This window comes from uncultured Helicobacter sp. (genome assembly GCF_910577135.1).
Lineage (GTDB): Bacteria > Campylobacterota > Campylobacteria > Campylobacterales > Helicobacteraceae > Helicobacter_C > Helicobacter_C mastomyrinus.
In genome coordinates this window covers 1-16,277 of the sequence record NZ_CAJTLL010000002.1, presented here as the reverse complement: position 1 = coordinate 16,277, position 16,277 = coordinate 1, and the positions used below count along the sequence as shown (strand labels likewise).

The following is a 16,277-nucleotide window of genomic DNA, read 5'->3' as shown; positions in this document are numbered from 1 at the left end:
GATACTTAAGCATCAAAAAACCATTGGATATTTTGAATTTTATTAAGAAAAAAGTATTATTTTGCCATATTTTACTTTCTGCATAAAGGAATGCTATGGATTCTCAATACAAAGCCCCGCGTTTAAGTGCAGCATTGCTGAAGCGAATCTTTGTGGCGGCAAGTATCCGCCGATGGAATGACCAAGCCACGCCTGTGGAGCTTGTAGAGCTTGATAAACAAGCGCATAAAATTGTGATTGCCTATATTTTGGCAAAGTATGAGGAAAATCGCGGCGTGAGCATTGACTGGGAAAGGTTGATATTGCAATTTTGCTTTGAATTTTTTGAACGTATTGTTTTGACAGATATTAAGCCCCCTGTGTTTCATCAGCTCCGCCGCTCGCATAATAAGGAGCTAGTGGAATTTGTATATGCGCAGCTGCAAGATGAATTGAGCAATTATGAATTTTTCCCTTTGATGAAAGAGTATTTGATAAGCTCAAAAGACAATATCGAAAGGCAGATTCTCAAAGCCTCGCATTATTATGCTTCTAAATGGGAGTTTGATATTATCTATCATTTTAATCCTTATATGTATGATGTGCAGCATATTAGAAATGAGCTAAATAAGGAGGTGGAGGAGCATTATCATCTAGCGGGTATGCAGCAGATTATGCTTTATGAAAATGTGCGAGAGCTTATAGCTATGTTTGGGCAGCTTAGATTCCAAAAGCGCTGGAGTCAAACGCCTAGAATCCCTGCTACTTCGGTTCTGGGGCATACGCTTATAGTGGCTTTGAGTGCGTATTTAGTGAGCCTTGATATAGGCTGCTGTGAAAAAATGCGTATTAACCACTTCCTTTGCGGGCTTTTCCACGATTTACCTGAGATACTCACACGTGATATTATCTCGCCTATTAAACGCAGTGTTAAGGGGCTTGATAAACTGATTAAAGAAATAGAGGAAGAGGCGGTGCAAAAGAAGATTCTTGCTATTGTCCCGCCTAATATCGCAGAGGATATACGATATTTTACACAAAATGAGTTTGCTAATCGTTATATCATAGAATCTTTCCCACACAACGCTACAAGTGGCGAGGAGCTAATGGAGAATTTTAACCTTAATGAATACAATGGCATATATGGGGAGTTCTTAAAGATTTTTGATAATCTAAGCGCGTATTTAGAGGCAAAAATTTCTATCAGTCACGGAATCTCTAGCGATGATTTGGTCAGTGGTGCGGCAGGAATCTATGATAAATGCGCCCATAGGGTGATACAAAATGTCGATGTGGGTAAGCTCTTTAGGGATTTTGTATAGAGATTTAGTAGTTTCTAAGTATAGAGGCATTACAATCCGCTCTTGTGTGATAAAGCGCTTGTGGGAATAAATGGCGCAAAAGGTTTTAGCAGTGCATAGTATAGAAATATGCAAAAATATAAGGAGATAAAATGACATATTATATCTTTGCCACTTCTTTCATCACCCCCCCCCCCGTTAAAAAATAGTAAGATTCTCTACTTTATTGACTTTATTATCTTTTTTCTTTTTCTATTATTTTGCAATTTTTGCTTCCGCAGAGGAGCGTGTAATGCGCCTTTGTGTTGTGATACCCGCATATAATGAAGAGGCGGTGCTTAGGCAAACACACACAGAGATGAGCACGATTTTAGAATCTTTAGCCCAAAAGGGCGAGATTGCTAAAGATAGCTTTATATGTTTTGTCGATGATGGAAGCAAGGATAGGACTTGGGAGATTCTCCAATCTCTTGCACAGGAGCAAAATGGTTTGATTGCAAGTAGTGGCATAAAGCTTTCAAGAAATTGCGGACATCAAAATGCGCTTTTAGCCGGATTAGAATATGTGGCTGATAAATGCGATTATGCCTTGAGTATTGATTGTGATTTGCAAGATGATATTAGTGTGATAGATACATTTATAGAAAAGGCTAAGAGAGGGGTGGAAGTGGTTTTGGGGGTAAGAAAATCACGCAATAAAGATAGCTTTTTTAAAAAATATAGCGCGTTAGGATTCTATAAACTTATGGCGTTTATGGGGGTGAAAATCACCTATAATCACGCCGACTATCGGCTGCTCTCATCTCGTGCGATTTCTGCACTTTTAAGCTTTAAAGAGCGGAATTCATTTTTGTGCGGTATCGTGCCTTTGCTAGGATTTAAAAGCGATAGGGTGGAGTACGATAGGCTAGAGCGATTGGCGGGGGAGAGTAAATATCCATTGTTTAAAATGCTCTCTTTTGCGTGGAATGGCATTACAAGCTTTAGTGTAATGCCTTTAAGAATAGTGAGTATGCTAGGCATTGCATTTTTTATACTCTCTTTAGGGCTAGGGCTATATGCGCTTTATGTAAAGCTTTTTACCGATGGGGTAGTGTATGGCTGGGCTTCAACGATTATTCTACTATGCTTTTTTAGCGGGATTCAGCTTTTGAGTTTAGGGGTGATTGGCGAGTATGTGGGCAAAATCTATGCAGAGACAAAGGGGCGCCCACGATACTTTATAGAAGAGATTGCCAATCCACAAAAAAACACATCAAACAATAAATAAGTTTCTAAGGGAATTTGAGATACATTCCTAACTTTTTAGATTAAAGGAGCTTATAATGAATACTCAAATGACCCATAACGTGGGGGTGGGGGCAGCAGCTATTAGCTAAAGCTCCACTCTATTGGCAAATAGCCTTTATTGCCTTTGTGTGTCTATAGTATAGGCATAATCTGGATTTAGCGTCATTGATGACCATACTTTGCTTCACACACTTTTTGTAGATCAACCCATTGGATTTTTTATCCAGCCTAGCATAGGGAGATTCTATCCGTTAGATGGGCAGGATTAAACATTCTAAGCCTACTATTTGGCACGAGTGCCTATGTGTTTTATACATTCAATGCCCTTTGCGTGTGGGTGGTTATCTTTGCATTGCGCTATGCTTTAAGAGTGTTTTTACGCGAGATAACAGAATCTGCAGATATTAACTCCTCTAAAATATATTATGTCGTGGATATATTGCTTATCTTATTGCTTCTTTCCCCTGCATTTATTAGCTCGTGGCTTCGGCTTTTTGTGCCTGAACGTATGGAATTTGTCTTTTTGAGCCTATTTTTGATGTGCTATGCCTTTGTATTAGGCAATCATCGCAAGATATATGTAAATATCGCGCTTATTTCTGGGGCGCTATGTGCTAATAGCAATGTATTATAAAGAGAGCGCTTTTGCATTTCTTTGTGCCTTTGGTTTTATACATTTATGTTGTATGCATAAAGGCAAAAAATCTTGCAAGATTCAAACAAAAATCTTTGATTATGGACTGATAGTGGGTGCAATTATATGGTTTGCTGTGTATATGGTGGTTGTTTTAATACAAAAAGGTGAGAGTGGATTTTACGGAAAAAGTCCCTATAATGCCCTGCTTGTATTTGCAAAGGCACTTTTTACCAATATATGCAGTGAGCCATTTTTGTATGGTATTACCTTTGGCGGCTTTCTGTATAGAATCTATGCCGTGCTGCTAAAGAAATCTCCCCTTAATCCATTGTTTGATGCGAGTATTTGGGGCAGTGCGATTTTACTCCTTGAATATGCGATTCTTAGGATTGTTTCCTATCACTATGTGCTTCCTGCATATATTTTTGGCTTAGTTGTTATAGGGGCTGGTTTTTTGCTGTGGTGGCGGGATAAATGGGCGAAGACTCTCTTTATTTTATGTGGCATTATGTTTGTTGGGAATACCTGCTTTACTTGGGTTTATTTATGGGCGCATTATAAGTTTGTCCCGCAAAATTTTCAGGCTACATTGGCATTTGTGAGTGATTACACACATAAGCACCCCCAAACAAGAATTTATTTAGAATCTGTGGATAGAGTGAGTAATGTAGAGGTGTATCATAGCTTTGGCAAGTGGCTTGAGCACTATGGGGCGAGGGATTTTGATTTGCTCTCAAGCGATGAAGTCGATGAGCGTTTTCACGCATTTGCTAAAGAGGGCGAGCGGAGTGTGTTTAAAAGTATGGAGGCTATGCCTAAGCAAAGTGGGGATATAGTGATACTTACCCCCTATGCTTCACAATATATCACCAAAGAAGCGATAAGCAAGAAGTATGAGCTACTCTTTAGCGCGGAGTATGGCTATAATGTGCCGCCTTTGGGATTAAAAGCATTTCTTAAATCTGCTCTGTTGTATCTAGGAATCTTAAAGGGTGATATGATACTTTCACATAATGCTTATGGATTGCCGCTGCATTTTTATGTCCTAAGAGTGCCTTGATAGAAAATTTGCTATAATCGCCCATTTGTATTTAGAGATAAAAGACAATGGAGGCAAAAGTGGCAAAGCTCTCTCTTATTTGTCCTTGCTATAATGAAGCAGAGAATCTCTCTGCATTTTGTGAGCATATTTTTGTAGTGTTTGCAGATATTATAAAGACGTATCCTCAAAGTGCATTTGAATGTATTTTTATTAACGATGGTAGCACGGATTCTACCCTATCTATGCTATGTGCATTGCAAAATATGAAGAGCGATTTGCAAAATAATGCTTTTTTGCTCCCCCCCCCCCTGCTGAATGCGAAATAAAAATCATTGATTTTTCACGTAATTTTGGCAAAGAGAGTGCCATATATGCTGGCTTACAGGCGAGTAGTGGCGATTGTGTGGCGCTTATTGATGTGGATTTGCAAGACCCGCCTTCAATGCTAAAGGATATGTTTGCAAAATGGCATAGTAAAAAGGCTGATGTGATTTATGCTAGACGTATTTCGCGCACAGGAGAGGGCTTTATCCGTGCGAAGCTAAGTCAGTGTTTTTATATGCTAAGTAATCTCATCTCCGCGGTGCGTTTAGAATCTGGCGTGAGGGATTTTCGTCTTATGGATAGGCAGGTAGTCAATGCGCTTTTAAAGATGAGTGAGTATCATCGATTCTCAAAGGCTATGTTTGAATGGGTGGGATTTAAAAGAGTAGGTTTAGCGTATGAATATATCCCCCGCACACAAGGTAGTAGTGGCTGGAGCTTTTGGAAATTGTTTAAATACGCCATTGAAGGCTTTGTGAGCTTTAGCACTATGCCTTTGCGTATTGCCTTTGTGCTTGGGCTTGTGATGAGTGTTTTAAGTTTAGGCTATGGCTGCTATGCCATTATTAGCACATTGATTTTTCATAATGCTGTGGCTGGTTGGACATCACTTGTGGCGTGGATAGCCTTTTTGGGAGGGGTGCAGCTCATCATTTTAGGGATTATTGGCGAATACATAGCGCGTATTTACGAGCAGGTGAAATCTCGCCCTATCTATATAGAAAAGCAGCCAAGGGATACTAAGGATTGATGTGATAGCCAAATCAAAGATTCTTATACTTGGGGCAGTGGCGATTTTGCTTGTAGCGTGTGGTTTGAGGGTGTATTATCTACAATACAAAGACATAGCACATATGGACGAGATACTCTCTATTGTCTTAGCAGAATATAATGAATATGGCTGGGGTAAGGACTTTGAGACATATACAATCTATACTGCCGAGCAAATGCAGGAAATGAGCCTGTGGAATGATAGCACGCTCAAAGGCGCGTTAAATGATGTCAAAAGATTGTGGGTAAATAACCGCGATGACCCGCATACAAACCTCTACTATTCGCTTCTGCGTCTGTGGCATATAGGCTTTATACATACCGACTTGAAGCAGACATTTTATAGGGGTGTAGGCTTAAATTTTGTATTTTTGCTCTGTGGCTTTGCGTGTGCTTTTGTGTTGGCTAGGCGGCTATTTGGGGAGAGTTACTTCATCTTAGTATTTTTGTGCTTGGCATTTTGGAATCCTGCGAGTATCAACAATACGCTTTTTATAAGACTTTATGCTTTGCAGGAAATGAGCTTTCTGCTTTTTTGCTATGTGCTTTTGCGTATATTGCAATCTTTTAAAAAGCCATTGTTTAACACGTCTTTATTTCAATGTGAGAATTATAAGCATAAGGTAAAAAAGCCTATTGCGATATGGAGTGCTTGTATTATCGTGGTTTTAGGCTTTTGTGTGAGCTTAGAGTGCTTTACTCATAAGGTGAGATATGCGCAAATCGTGGCTCATAAAGTGGATACAGATACTAAGTATTTGGGCTATGAGATAAAGGGCAAAATGCTCTTTCCAAGCCATATTTTCCGCGACCATAGCCCTTATATTGTCATAAATCCAATGCTAGATTCTATACATTTAGAGAGTGCCTTAGATGATGCATTTACGCCCCTTGCGATACATATAGATGGGAATCCACGCTATCTTATATTTGATACAAAGCATAATATACAAGCAGGTGAGATACTAGGGAGCATTCCTTATACACTGCATATTGCTTTTAAACTCTATGCAATGCTTGCGTTAGCCTATGTAATAGGATGTACGGTGATTATCTGTGCGGGATTGCTTTCTTATGAAGTGCTGATATTATCGAGCGTGACGGCTTTATTACTTTTGAGTGGATATTTTGCCACTATATTTGTGGTGATGATATATGCCTTAGCGACTTTATGGGCGTATCGGGCAAGAGTATATAAAGACAAGCTATTTTTTATCACGGCTTTTGTATATACAATGCTTTTAAGCACACTTTTGTATCCGCGCTATTTTCTGGCATTTACGGGTGGGAGGGGCAAGGAAGTGGGTGATAAGCTCAATATGGACTACGTGGCGCAGCATTTTGGGGCAAATACGCAGCGTTTCTTTGATATATTAAGCACACAGCTTTCTTATGGTGTGATATGCATAAGTTTTTGTGGGATATGTCTTGTTTTAGCTCAAATTATCAAATACCGCGCTACGCTTCTTGCCTATATGAAAGATTCCAACAAGGTGCTTCCTCCTATGTCACTTGCCTTGATTTTGGGGCTTTGTGCGTTTGTTTGGGCTTTTGTGGTGACTTTTATCGCGCCTTATAAGGACTTGCGCTATATTATGTCTATTTTCCCTATCTTGCTACTTTTGCCTGTTTATAGCTTGGCAAGTATGTATAATCTTGTATCTTGCTATTTGCGTAAATATACTCTGCCAATGCTCGGGGGGGGGGGGGTATAATGCTTTGTGCTATGTGGTGCATAGGAAGCATTATACCTTTAAATAAGCATAAAATAGACGCTCTCAATCATCATCGATTCGTATCAAGCGAGGCATATCAAAAGCTCTCATACCCTGCGGTGGCGTTTATAAAAGGCTCTACTTATTATGTCTCGCTCATTGTGCCGTATCTGCCTAAAACTCATCAAGTGATGTTTATAGAATCTTGTGCAGATTTGCCGAATTTAGTGGATAGTTATGGCGCGATAGAGTGGATTACAGATAGGGAGCATAAATGTGCTTTAAATCATTATGATGTCTCTCCATTATATGAAAGTGGAGGCTTAGAGAGCGTGGTTGTGAAGTCTAAGACTACACATAAGATACTATAGATTCTATTTATGATTGCACTATTTGCAAGTGTGGATTAGTGTTTTATACAAATGTGAATCCCCCAACCTCTCTTAGCACAGGGGGTGGGGCAGTAAAAATTGAAACTCTCCTTTAATTTAGGAATAATGGGATATAGATTCTCTAGTTTATTTTCTTTTTTTTCTATATTCTAAACTTCTTTTTGGCAATCAAGGGGAGAGCCTCGCTTAATCCGCTTCTGGCTCCGCATCTGCGGAGGCACTACTGCCTCCTTTTTCCCGATATTACGTACCACGAAGCGGGTGAGAAGAGAGTTATGCACTATTAGATTAGAGAATCTTTACCTTAAAAACTAACTTGATGAATAAGACAACGTCTTAGTCATCAAGTTAATAACTTTAGGCGCGAAGCAGATTTTATATCTGCAAAGCAAGACCCTTTGCAAGTGTGGATTAGCACTTCGTGCGAATGCGGCGATTACATCGCAACAGCAAGGGCATGGGATAGACTAGAGAATCCAAACCTTAGAAGCTAACTTTGTCTTTATGGGATTTGCCAAAGGATAAGAGCTTCGCTCGTATGCTACGTTGTATGCAAGTGTGGATAGACATTTCGTATTACGCTTGCAGGGAGTGATAATCCACATTGGCAAAGTGATTCTATGATATACTTGTCATTAATATATCACAAAAGGAGTATATATGAAGCAGTTAATAAATAGCGGGGGGGGGGGGGCATAAAAGCGTAATTCTATACTTTTGTGTTTTTAGTGGATTCTTATTAGCACTCAATGCGCTTTTCCCCACACAAAGCGATGATTTAGGGGTGGCAGCAGAGGGTTTAAAGGGTGCTTGGCGTAGCTATATGAATTGGAATGGCAGAATCTTTGAAATGTTGCGGGTAGCATATATTGGTGCTATCGCCCCTAGTGCGTATTTTGTGATTCTTAATACATTTGTGGCGGTGGCATTTATCTTTGGATTTTTCATCTTTATTTTTGCGCGTTTGCCGCAAAGCTTTGATGATGTGGTGATACTCAGTGTTCTTCTGCTTATTGTGATGTATTGCTCGGCATTTGGTTCTATTTTCTTATGGGCGGTGGGGAGCTTAAACTACTTGTGGGCGTATTGTGCGTTAGTATATAGCTTTATCCCTTATCGTTTGTTTTGGGCGCGGTATATGGCTTGTGAATCTTTGTCTAAAGATTCAAGCATATCTAAGGAATTGCTTAAAGCTCTCGCATTGATGTTGCTATGCTTCATCGCAGGTATGGGTAGCGAGATGGTGGGCATTACTGCACTTGTGGTGCATATAGGATTCTTTATCTATGCACTTTATAAGTGTGTGCGTTTGCCGCTGTGGTATTATGTGGGATTTGTGGCTTTGGGTTTAGGGTGGTTAGCACTCTATCTTAGCCCCGGACACGCTGCGAGAATCGCGGTGTGGTGGGATCTTTTGGGACGGAATTCTATCTATACGTTAGGCGATATCCTCTCTATGAGCTTAGGAGAGCAAATCACGCATTTAAGCAAAACCTATCGAGCCTTTTTCTCCCTCACGCCTTATATGCTTTGCATTCCTCTCGCACTTGTGCTGTTTGAGCGATACAGGGCGGGTATGAAAATATATAAAATTATCCTTGTAGTGATAGGTTGCGCTGTTTTCTTACCTGTGGTGAAAAACCACATACGGCTTTTTCCATTTTTTGAGACTTATGATTATGTTGGAATCTTGTATTTTGCCTTCTTGTTAGGATTTTATGTATGTATGATATATTTTTATCACAAGCAGGGTAAGGCAGATATGCAAGCCCTTTTTGTGAAATTATTGAGCGCGTTTGTTGTGTATATCCTTTTGGTAGGCACGACCATTCAGGTGGGTATTCCTAGTAGGGCGCGACTAGCCTATGTACTTGTTATGGCGGTGATGGTGATATTCATATATCAGCAATTTATGCGTATGCTCTCATCTGCGCGGCTTATTAGAGGTATTCAGGTGGCTCTAATAGCCATTACTTGCGTGTATGGCGCGTATGTTTTGGGCGCATATATTGATGGACGCTTGAAATGGAATGTGATGCTAGATTCTATCGCCACACAAAAGCGTGAAGGCAAAGATGAAGTGATAGTCAAAGCCTCTACTTTCACATCGTTTTATGCTCAATATAGCGATTGGGGCAATCCCGGGGATAATCCTAATGAGTGGCCTAATACAACCTATGCTCATTATTTTGGAGTTAAAGCCTTTAGAGTAGAATAAGTAAAAAGAGATTTGGAGCGTGAATGAGTAGGCATTCGTGGCAAAAATCGGGTATTATGTATCTTGGTATTGGCGTGATAAATACCTGCGTGGGCTATGGTGCAATATTTGCATTTTTGTGGCTAGGGATTATCCCTGAAGTGGCGAATATTATCGGCTATGCGCTAGGCTTTATCCTCTCTTATTATTTGAATAAAACTTTTACATTTGCCTCCCCTGCCTCACATAAGCGTGATTTGCCTCGATTTGGCTTTGCTATGGGAGTGGCGTATATAGCGCAATTAATGGCAATGAGTGCTGCTTATAGAATCTTAGACATTAACCCCTATCTTTCTCAAATCATTGGCGGAGCAGTGTATGTATGCGTAGGTTTTATGATGAGTAGGCTTTGGGTATTTAATACGGACGGTAAAGATTGAAAACCTATGTAGTAGTATGTGAGCTGGATTAGAAATTATATTATTCCTTTTTCTATAAGGGAGAAGGGCTTAAAGAGGTCGGTTCGAGGATATACCTCACTTGGTAAAATCCCGCAAGGGTAAGAATAAGGTGAAACCACAGCTTTAGTTTTATTTTTCAGGCGTTCCGCAGGGCTTTTGCAAGTGTAGATTAGTACAAGTGCGAATGCCTCTATAAAAGTCTTACGCGGCGGTAAAACTACAATAGCGCAGAAAGAATAATTTTAAAGCGGCAAGTGGAGAGTTTGCCTTGAGAGTGTGTAATGGCTTTAGTTAAAGTGATACAATGGCAGGATTTTATCAAAATCTATTTTAATACCTTAGGTAGGGTAATGCCCCTTTGTCCTTGATATTTGCCTTTTTTGTCCTTGTAGCTTACCTCACAAGGCTCATCACCCTCTAAAAATAGCACTTGTGCGATACCTTCATTGGCATAAATCTTTGCGGGTAGGGGTGTGGTGTTTGAAATCTCAATGGTGATATGCCCTTCAAATTCAGGCTCAAATGGCGTAACATTAACGATAATCCCACATCGCGCATACGTGCTTTTACCCAAGCAGATGGCTAACACATTGCGCGGGATTCTAAAATATTCTATCGTACGAGCGAGCGCAAAGGAATTAGGTGGGACAAGACAGAATCCTGCTTCTTGAGCATTCACCTCCACTACATTGCGCTCATCAAAGGACTTAGGATCAACAAGTGTCGCGCCAATATTGGTGAAAATCATAAATTCACTACCTACGCGAATATCGTATCCATAGCTTGAAAGCCCATAGCTTACGATATTTTTACCTATTTGCTTTTCACAAAATGGCTCAATCATACCCTTTTGGCTCATTTGTTTAATCCATAAATCCGACTTTAAACCCATACTTAAGCCTCACTTTGTATAAATTTTTGTTAATTTTAAAAAAAATCGTGTTATTATAGCAGATTAAATTTTTACCAAAAAGAGGAAAGGTGTAAAATGAATTTGCAAGAAATCAAAAAAATTATGGAGCTTTTTGATAATAGCGATATAGCGAAATTTAGCCTCAAGCAAGAGGGCTTTGAGCTAAAACTCCAAAAGGCAGGTGCTACTACATACACTACTACAGCTTTACCCCAAGTGAGCGCACAAACCCCACTTGTTGCCCCCATCTCTGCCCCTGCAGTTGCAGAATCTGCCCCTGCTGCGCCAAGTGTAGCAAAAGATACGGGAGGACATTTTATCACGTCTCCGATGGTGGGGACATTCTATCGCTCACCAAGTCCAGGTGCAGCACCTTATGTGAATGTCGGTGATATGGTGAAAAAGGGACAAACTGTAGGGATTATTGAGGCAATGAAAATTATGAATGAGATTGAAGCGGAATTTGATTGTAAGATTGTGGCTATTGAAGTGAGTGATGGACAACCTGTGGAATTTAGCACAAATCTTATTAAAGTTGAAAAGCTCTAAGGCAGTGTAATGAGTGCTAAGCAAAGACATATACAGAAGATTCTTATTGCAAATCGAGGAGAGATTGCGCTTCGTGCCATTCGAACAATCCAAGAAATGGGCAAGGAGGCCATAGCGATTTATTCAACTGCGGATAAAGATGTGCATTATCTTGATGTGGCTGATGCGAAAATCTGCGTGGGAGGGGAAAAATCAAGTGAGAGTTATCTCAATATTCCTGCGATTATGAGTGCAGCTGAATTGCTTAAGGTTGATGCGATTTTCCCCGGATATGGCTTTTTGAGTGAGAATCAAAATTTTGTGGAGATTTGCTCTCATCATAGCATTGAGTTTATAGGACCAACGGCTGATGTAATGGTGCTAATGAGCGATAAATCAAAGGCAAAAGATGTGATGAAAGAAGCAGGTGTGCCCGTGATTTTAGGGAGCGATGGGGCATTGAAAGATTATAAAGAGGCGCAAAAGATAGCTGAAGAGATAGGCTATCCTGTGATTTTAAAAGCGGCTGCTGGTGGTGGTGGTAGAGGTATGCGTGTGGTGGAAAAGCCAGAAATGCTTAAAAATCTCTATCTTGCAGCAGAATCTGAAGCAGTAAGTGCCTTTGGCGATGGCACAATCTATATGGAGAAATTTATCCGCAATCCTAAGCATATTGAAGTGCAGATTCTAGCAGATATGCACGGCAATGTCGTGCATATTGGTGAGCGCGATTGTTCCGCACAGCGCAGACAGCAAAAGCTCATTGAGGAATCTCCTGCAGTGGTGCTTAAGCCTGAAGTGCGCAAAAGGCTTTTAGAGACGGCAGTTAAAGCAGCGCAATACATTAAATACGTGGGCGCGGGGACATTTGAGTTTTTGCTTGATGCTAATTATGAGGATTTCTATTTTATGGAAATGAATACGCGTCTGCAGGTCGAGCATACCGTGAGTGAAATGGTAAGCGGACTTGATTTGGTGGAATGGATGATTCGTATTGCAGAAGGTGAGAAGCTCCCTAGTCAAGAGAGCATTAGTTTCAAAGGTCATTCTATTGAATGTCGTATCACAGCTGAGGATCCAGAGAGATTCTATCCGTGTCCGGGTAAAATCACTAAATGGGTATCACCCGGTGGGGCGAATGTGCGGCTTGATACTCACGCTTATGGTGGCTATGTCGTGCCTATGCATTATGATTCTATGATTGGCAAGCTCATTGTATGGGGAGAAGATAGAGCCCAAGCCATAAATCGTATGCACAGGGCGTTAAAGGAATTTTGTATTGAGGGGATTAAAACAACTATCCCCTTTCATATCAAAATGATGAAAAATCAAGATTTCCTTGCCTCAAATATCCACACTAAGTATTTGGAACAAAATATGCTTGATATGGAGTAATAATAGGGCTTATAGCCTTATTGTTCAAGTTAAGAGAGGAGTGGAGTGTGAAAATCACTAATGCAACGCAACAAATCAACAAAGAGGATCTCAAAAAACAAGCTACACAAGAAACAAAACAAACTCAAAATATCAACAAGAATAGCTCGGATACAAAAGCTACTCAAGGCGTGGATACAAACGATATAAAAAATAATCTATATGCGCAAAAAATTAAAGACACAAATAATGATATTGGAAAATTACAAGTTGCCCAAAAATCGCTCAACTCTATAGAATCTGATGCAGAAAAAATCACTAAACTTTCACAAGAATACAAAGAAACTTTTGATAAAACAGACCAAGATGATATAAAGCAAGAGATGGTCACATTGCAAAAAAATATAGAATCTACTCTCAAAAATGCAACATTTGAAGGAAGCAATGTATTTGCTAAAAATATCAAGGATAGCGAGGGTAGGGTTATCTTTAATGTAGCAAAAATTAATATGAGGTTACTTAAAGCTGACGCGCAGAAATTTTATGACACATTGAAAGAACAGCAAAAGCAGATTAAAGATGCTATTCAAACTTTGCAAAAACAAGCAGAGGGAAATACGGAGAAAATTGCGGGCAGCAATGCGGCTAAACACGCCCAAGGTACGAATAGCTCTTTCCTAAAGCGATTAGGCTCTTTGTTTAGCGTATCTCATAATGCAGATAAGCTTGACAAGCAGCGAGTGCAAGAGCTTTTGTCTTAGATTCGATGATACCTTATAGCACACAATGTATTGAGCAAGATGACATAGACGCGCTATGCGCTGCTGCGCATTCCTCTTATCTCACGCAAGGTGAGATAACTAAAGCCTTTGAATCTGCTTTAAGCAAGAGATGTCAAGCGCGATATGCTATTAGTTTTAATTCTGCTACATCTGCACTCTATGCTCTCTATGGAGCGTTTATGTATAAATATTTCCCTCATTTGCTTGACACAAGGCATATAAAACATAATGAGGAGATATATTTTGTTACCACACCTATAAGTTTTGTTGCCACGACTAATATGATGTTACAGTGGGGCATTAAGCCTATTTTTTGCGATATAAAAGATGATGGTAATATTGATGAAAAGGCTCTCTCTCATCTTTTAGATTCCCACCCTAAAAGGCAGTATATAAAGGCGATTGTAAGTGTGGATTATGGTGGCAAAAGTGTAGAGATAGAATCTTTGCGCACTCTTGCGGATAAGCATAATCTCCTGCTTTTTGCCGATAGTTCCCATTCACTAGGAGGGAGCTATAATGGTAAGCCCATAGGTTGCCTTGCTAATGCGACTATCTTTAGCTTTCACGCGTTAAAGCCTATTACGACCGCAGAGGGTGGAGCTGTGCTAACTGATGATGAGGAGTTGGCGCATTATGCGCGGCTTTTGCTTTCTCACGGAGTAGAGAAAAAATCTTTATGGAATTATGATTGTGTGCTTATGGGTATGAATTTCCGTCTAAGTGAGCTTGGTGCGGCTCTTGGGCTTAGTCAGCTCAAAAAGCTTGATAGCTTTATTTCTTATCGTCATCAAATTGCAACATTGTATAATGAATCTTTTAAGCATAGTAGGCATTTTGGCGTGATATCTATACCCCCGCATATTGTTAGCTCACATCATTTGTATCCTATTTTGCTCTATCCGCATTTGTGGTGTCAAAAGGAAGATATTTTCCAAGCATTGCAAGAGCGCGGTTTAGGGGTGCAGGTGCATTACAAGCCTATTTATCAGTTTAGCCTTTATAGAAAGCTTTTTGGTGATATGACTTTGCCTCGTGCCGATAGCTTCTATCTCTCCCAAATCTCTATTCCCTGTCATCAGGCTTTAAGTATGCAAGAGGCACAAAATATTGTAGATATTGTGAATAATGTGTGTGGTGAGCGCGGATAGTTTCATTTAAATTAAGTTTTTTGATGTAGGATAGTAGCATTGAATCAAACTGGAAGGCTCAAGAATGTTTAAACGATTGTCACTCAAAACAAAAATCGCAATCCTTGTTATTGGCTCCATATTAAGTTTTGCAGCACTTATAGTATTTATTCTTATTGATGAAAAGAAATTAACTACGTATAGTGCTGAGTATTTAGAGCAAATTATTCAAATAGAAGTAGAACAGAAGATTAAGCTCTCCACCGATGCATTAGCAATTTCTCTTGGCTCACGCGTTAAAGGACTTCCAGAGGAGGAGCAAATCGCTCTTATCGCTGAAGCTATTGAAGACTTTCGCTTTGAAAGTGACAAGTCAGGTTATTTCTTTGCCTATAAGGAATATGTATCTGTGGCTCACCCTACACGAAAGGATTTGATTGGCAAATCTTTGCATGATACTAAAGATATTAATGGTGTATATTATGTAAAAGAATTGTTTGAGAGTGCCAAAACGCAGACACCTGAAGGGAAATTTGTATATTATGTATTCTCAAAGCCTTTGCCTGATGGTTCGCTTACTAATGCACCCAAAATTGCTTATGCAAGGCTTATTCCTAACACACAAAATATTTGGCTTTCAACTGGCGTTTATGTGGATACATTGGGAGATTACGCACAGCAACATTCATCAGTGATTATGAATCTTATTAGTCATACTTTAAAAGAAGCCATAATAAGTGGTTTGGTTGTTTTCTTGATTGTGTTTGTGCCTATAGCGGTACTTTTTTACCGCTCGTTATTGAAGAGTGTGCAGATTTTGCAACATAATATGCTATCGTTTTTTAAATATCTTAATCGAGAAAATGATCGTATCGAGCTTGCTCCACTTGAAGGCAAAGATGAATTTGCGCAAATGGCTCGTGTCATCAAAGGCAATGCGGAACAGATTATTGCAGGTTTAGAGGCCGACCAAAAGCTTATTGCAGAATCTGCGCAAGTTATAGGTAGGGCAAAAGAGGGTTATGCTGAAAATCTTATTGAGCTTAGAGGGAATAATCCTCAACTTAATGAATTAAGAGATATCATTAATGATCTTTTAACACTTCTTATGACAGGTGTGGGGAAAAATTTACATGAGATTAATAGGGTCTTTGACACCTACACCAAGTTAGATTTCACCACAGAAGTAAAAGATGCAAAAGGACGAGTAGAAGTTGTTACAAATACTCTAGGAGAAGAAATTAGAAAAATGCTTACCACTTCTGCAAACTTTGCTCATACATTAAGTAAAGAAGCACAAAGTCTCCAAGAAGCAGTGAATAATCTCACAAATCTCACTAACTCTCAAGCAAGTAGCTTAGAGCAAACTGCTCAAGCTGTAGAAGAGATTACTTCATCTATGCAAAATGTAAGTGGTAAAACAGGAGAAGTCATTCAACAA

16 protein-coding genes are annotated in these 16,277 nt (G+C 39.7%); 15 read left to right on the top strand and 1 reads right to left on the bottom strand.

The features are described 5' to 3' along the window. The first annotated feature begins 95 nt into the window (after positions 1-95). The 10 genes from QZ289_RS01035 (at position 96) to QZ289_RS00990 (ending at position 10,088) form a co-directional block, all read left to right on the top strand. The gene (locus tag QZ289_RS01035) at positions 96-1,301 is read left to right on the top strand and encodes an HD domain-containing protein (RefSeq protein ID WP_295698191.1); all 1,206 of its coding nucleotides are present in this window, start codon (positions 96-98) and stop codon (positions 1,299-1,301) included. A gap of 271 nt (positions 1,302-1,572) precedes the next feature. Continuing rightward, positions 1,573-2,550 (top strand): glycosyltransferase family 2 protein, encoded by a 978-nt coding sequence (locus tag QZ289_RS01030; RefSeq protein ID WP_295698188.1) that lies wholly within the window; start codon positions 1,573-1,575, stop codon positions 2,548-2,550. Between the two features lie 324 nt (positions 2,551-2,874). Next, positions 2,875-3,204: a hypothetical protein gene (locus tag QZ289_RS01025; protein WP_295698186.1), complete on the top strand. Its 330-nt coding sequence runs from the start codon at positions 2,875-2,877 to the stop codon at positions 3,202-3,204. Positions 3,205-3,316: 112 nt separating this feature from the next. Further along, a complete protein-coding gene (locus QZ289_RS01020; protein WP_295698183.1) occupies positions 3,317-4,267 on the top strand; it encodes a hypothetical protein in 951 nt (316 codons plus the stop codon). A gap of 59 nt (positions 4,268-4,326) precedes the next feature. Beyond that, positions 4,327-4,575 carry a glycosyltransferase gene (locus QZ289_RS01015; RefSeq protein ID WP_295698181.1) on the top strand — a complete coding sequence of 83 codons (249 nt, stop codon included), beginning with the start codon at positions 4,327-4,329 and terminating at the stop codon, positions 4,573-4,575. Next, positions 4,572-5,324 (top strand): glycosyltransferase family 2 protein, encoded by a 753-nt coding sequence (locus QZ289_RS01010; RefSeq protein WP_366141164.1) that lies wholly within the window; start codon positions 4,572-4,574, stop codon positions 5,322-5,324. Before QZ289_RS01015 ends, QZ289_RS01010 begins: the two co-directional genes overlap by 4 nt. A 1-nt stretch (position 5,325) precedes the next feature. Then, entirely contained in the window at positions 5,326-7,059 is a 1,734-nt protein-coding gene (locus QZ289_RS01005; protein ID WP_295698178.1) for a hypothetical protein, read from the top strand. After that, a complete protein-coding gene (locus QZ289_RS01000; RefSeq protein ID WP_295698175.1) occupies positions 7,059-7,430 on the top strand; it encodes a hypothetical protein in 372 nt (123 codons plus the stop codon). The genes QZ289_RS01005 and QZ289_RS01000 overlap by 1 nt, the downstream gene beginning before the upstream one ends. Before the next feature lie 697 nt (positions 7,431-8,127). Further along, complete coding sequence (locus tag QZ289_RS00995; RefSeq protein ID WP_367260589.1) at positions 8,128-9,669, top strand: DUF6056 family protein; 1,542 nt, start codon at positions 8,128-8,130, stop codon at positions 9,667-9,669. A 23-nt stretch (positions 9,670-9,692) separates the two neighbouring features. Beyond that, positions 9,693-10,088, top strand: a complete 396-nt coding sequence (locus QZ289_RS00990; RefSeq protein WP_295698172.1) for a GtrA family protein — start codon at positions 9,693-9,695, stop codon at positions 10,086-10,088. A gap of 346 nt (positions 10,089-10,434) precedes the next feature. Here QZ289_RS00990 and dcd read toward each other — a convergent pair whose 3' ends face one another. Beyond that, on the bottom strand, positions 10,435-11,001 hold the full coding sequence (gene dcd, locus QZ289_RS00985; RefSeq protein ID WP_295698169.1) for a dCTP deaminase: 567 nt from the start codon (positions 10,999-11,001) through the stop codon (positions 10,435-10,437). 96 nt (positions 11,002-11,097) lie between these two features. Between dcd and accB the strand changes: the two genes are divergently transcribed. The 5 genes from accB to QZ289_RS00960 form a co-directional block, all read left to right on the top strand. Further along, complete coding sequence (accB, locus tag QZ289_RS00980) at positions 11,098-11,571, top strand: acetyl-CoA carboxylase biotin carboxyl carrier protein (RefSeq protein WP_295698167.1); 474 nt, start codon at positions 11,098-11,100, stop codon at positions 11,569-11,571. A 9-nt stretch (positions 11,572-11,580) separates the two neighbouring features. Beyond that, positions 11,581-12,945 carry an acetyl-CoA carboxylase biotin carboxylase subunit gene (locus tag QZ289_RS00975; protein WP_295698165.1) on the top strand — a complete coding sequence of 455 codons (1,365 nt, stop codon included), beginning with the start codon at positions 11,581-11,583 and terminating at the stop codon, positions 12,943-12,945. Positions 12,946-12,992: 47 nt separating this feature from the next. Then, positions 12,993-13,685, top strand: a complete 693-nt coding sequence (locus QZ289_RS00970; RefSeq protein ID WP_295698162.1) for a hypothetical protein — start codon at positions 12,993-12,995, stop codon at positions 13,683-13,685. A 5-nt stretch (positions 13,686-13,690) separates the two neighbouring features. Then, positions 13,691-14,857, top strand: a complete 1,167-nt coding sequence (gene pseC / locus QZ289_RS00965; RefSeq protein ID WP_295698159.1) for a UDP-4-amino-4,6-dideoxy-N-acetyl-beta-L-altrosamine transaminase — start codon at positions 13,691-13,693, stop codon at positions 14,855-14,857. Positions 14,858-14,921: 64 nt separating this feature from the next. After that, positions 14,922-16,277: cache domain-containing protein (locus QZ289_RS00960; protein ID WP_295698156.1), on the top strand; the 1,356-nt coding region annotated here is incomplete at its 3' end.

Bases quoted from the DNA above. Each gene is read 5' to 3' on its own strand.
- QZ289_RS01035 (WP_295698191.1), top strand. From the start codon at position 96: ATGGATTCTCAATACAAAGCCCCGCGTTTAAGTGCAGCATTGCTGAAG.
- QZ289_RS01030 (WP_295698188.1), top strand. From the start codon at position 1,573: ATGCGCCTTTGTGTTGTGATACCCGCATATAATGAAGAGGCGGTGCTT.
- QZ289_RS01000 (WP_295698175.1), top strand. From the start codon at position 7,059: ATGCTTTGTGCTATGTGGTGCATAGGAAGCATTATACCTTTAAATAAG.
- QZ289_RS00990 (WP_295698172.1), top strand. From the start codon at position 9,693: ATGAGTAGGCATTCGTGGCAAAAATCGGGTATTATGTATCTTGGTATT.
- dcd (WP_295698169.1), bottom strand. From the start codon at position 11,001: ATGGGTTTAAAGTCGGATTTATGGATTAAACAAATGAGCCAAAAGGGT.
- accB (WP_295698167.1), top strand. From the start codon at position 11,098: ATGAATTTGCAAGAAATCAAAAAAATTATGGAGCTTTTTGATAATAGC.
- QZ289_RS00975 (WP_295698165.1), top strand. From the start codon at position 11,581: ATGAGTGCTAAGCAAAGACATATACAGAAGATTCTTATTGCAAATCGA.
- pseC (WP_295698159.1), top strand. From the start codon at position 13,691: ATGATACCTTATAGCACACAATGTATTGAGCAAGATGACATAGACGCG.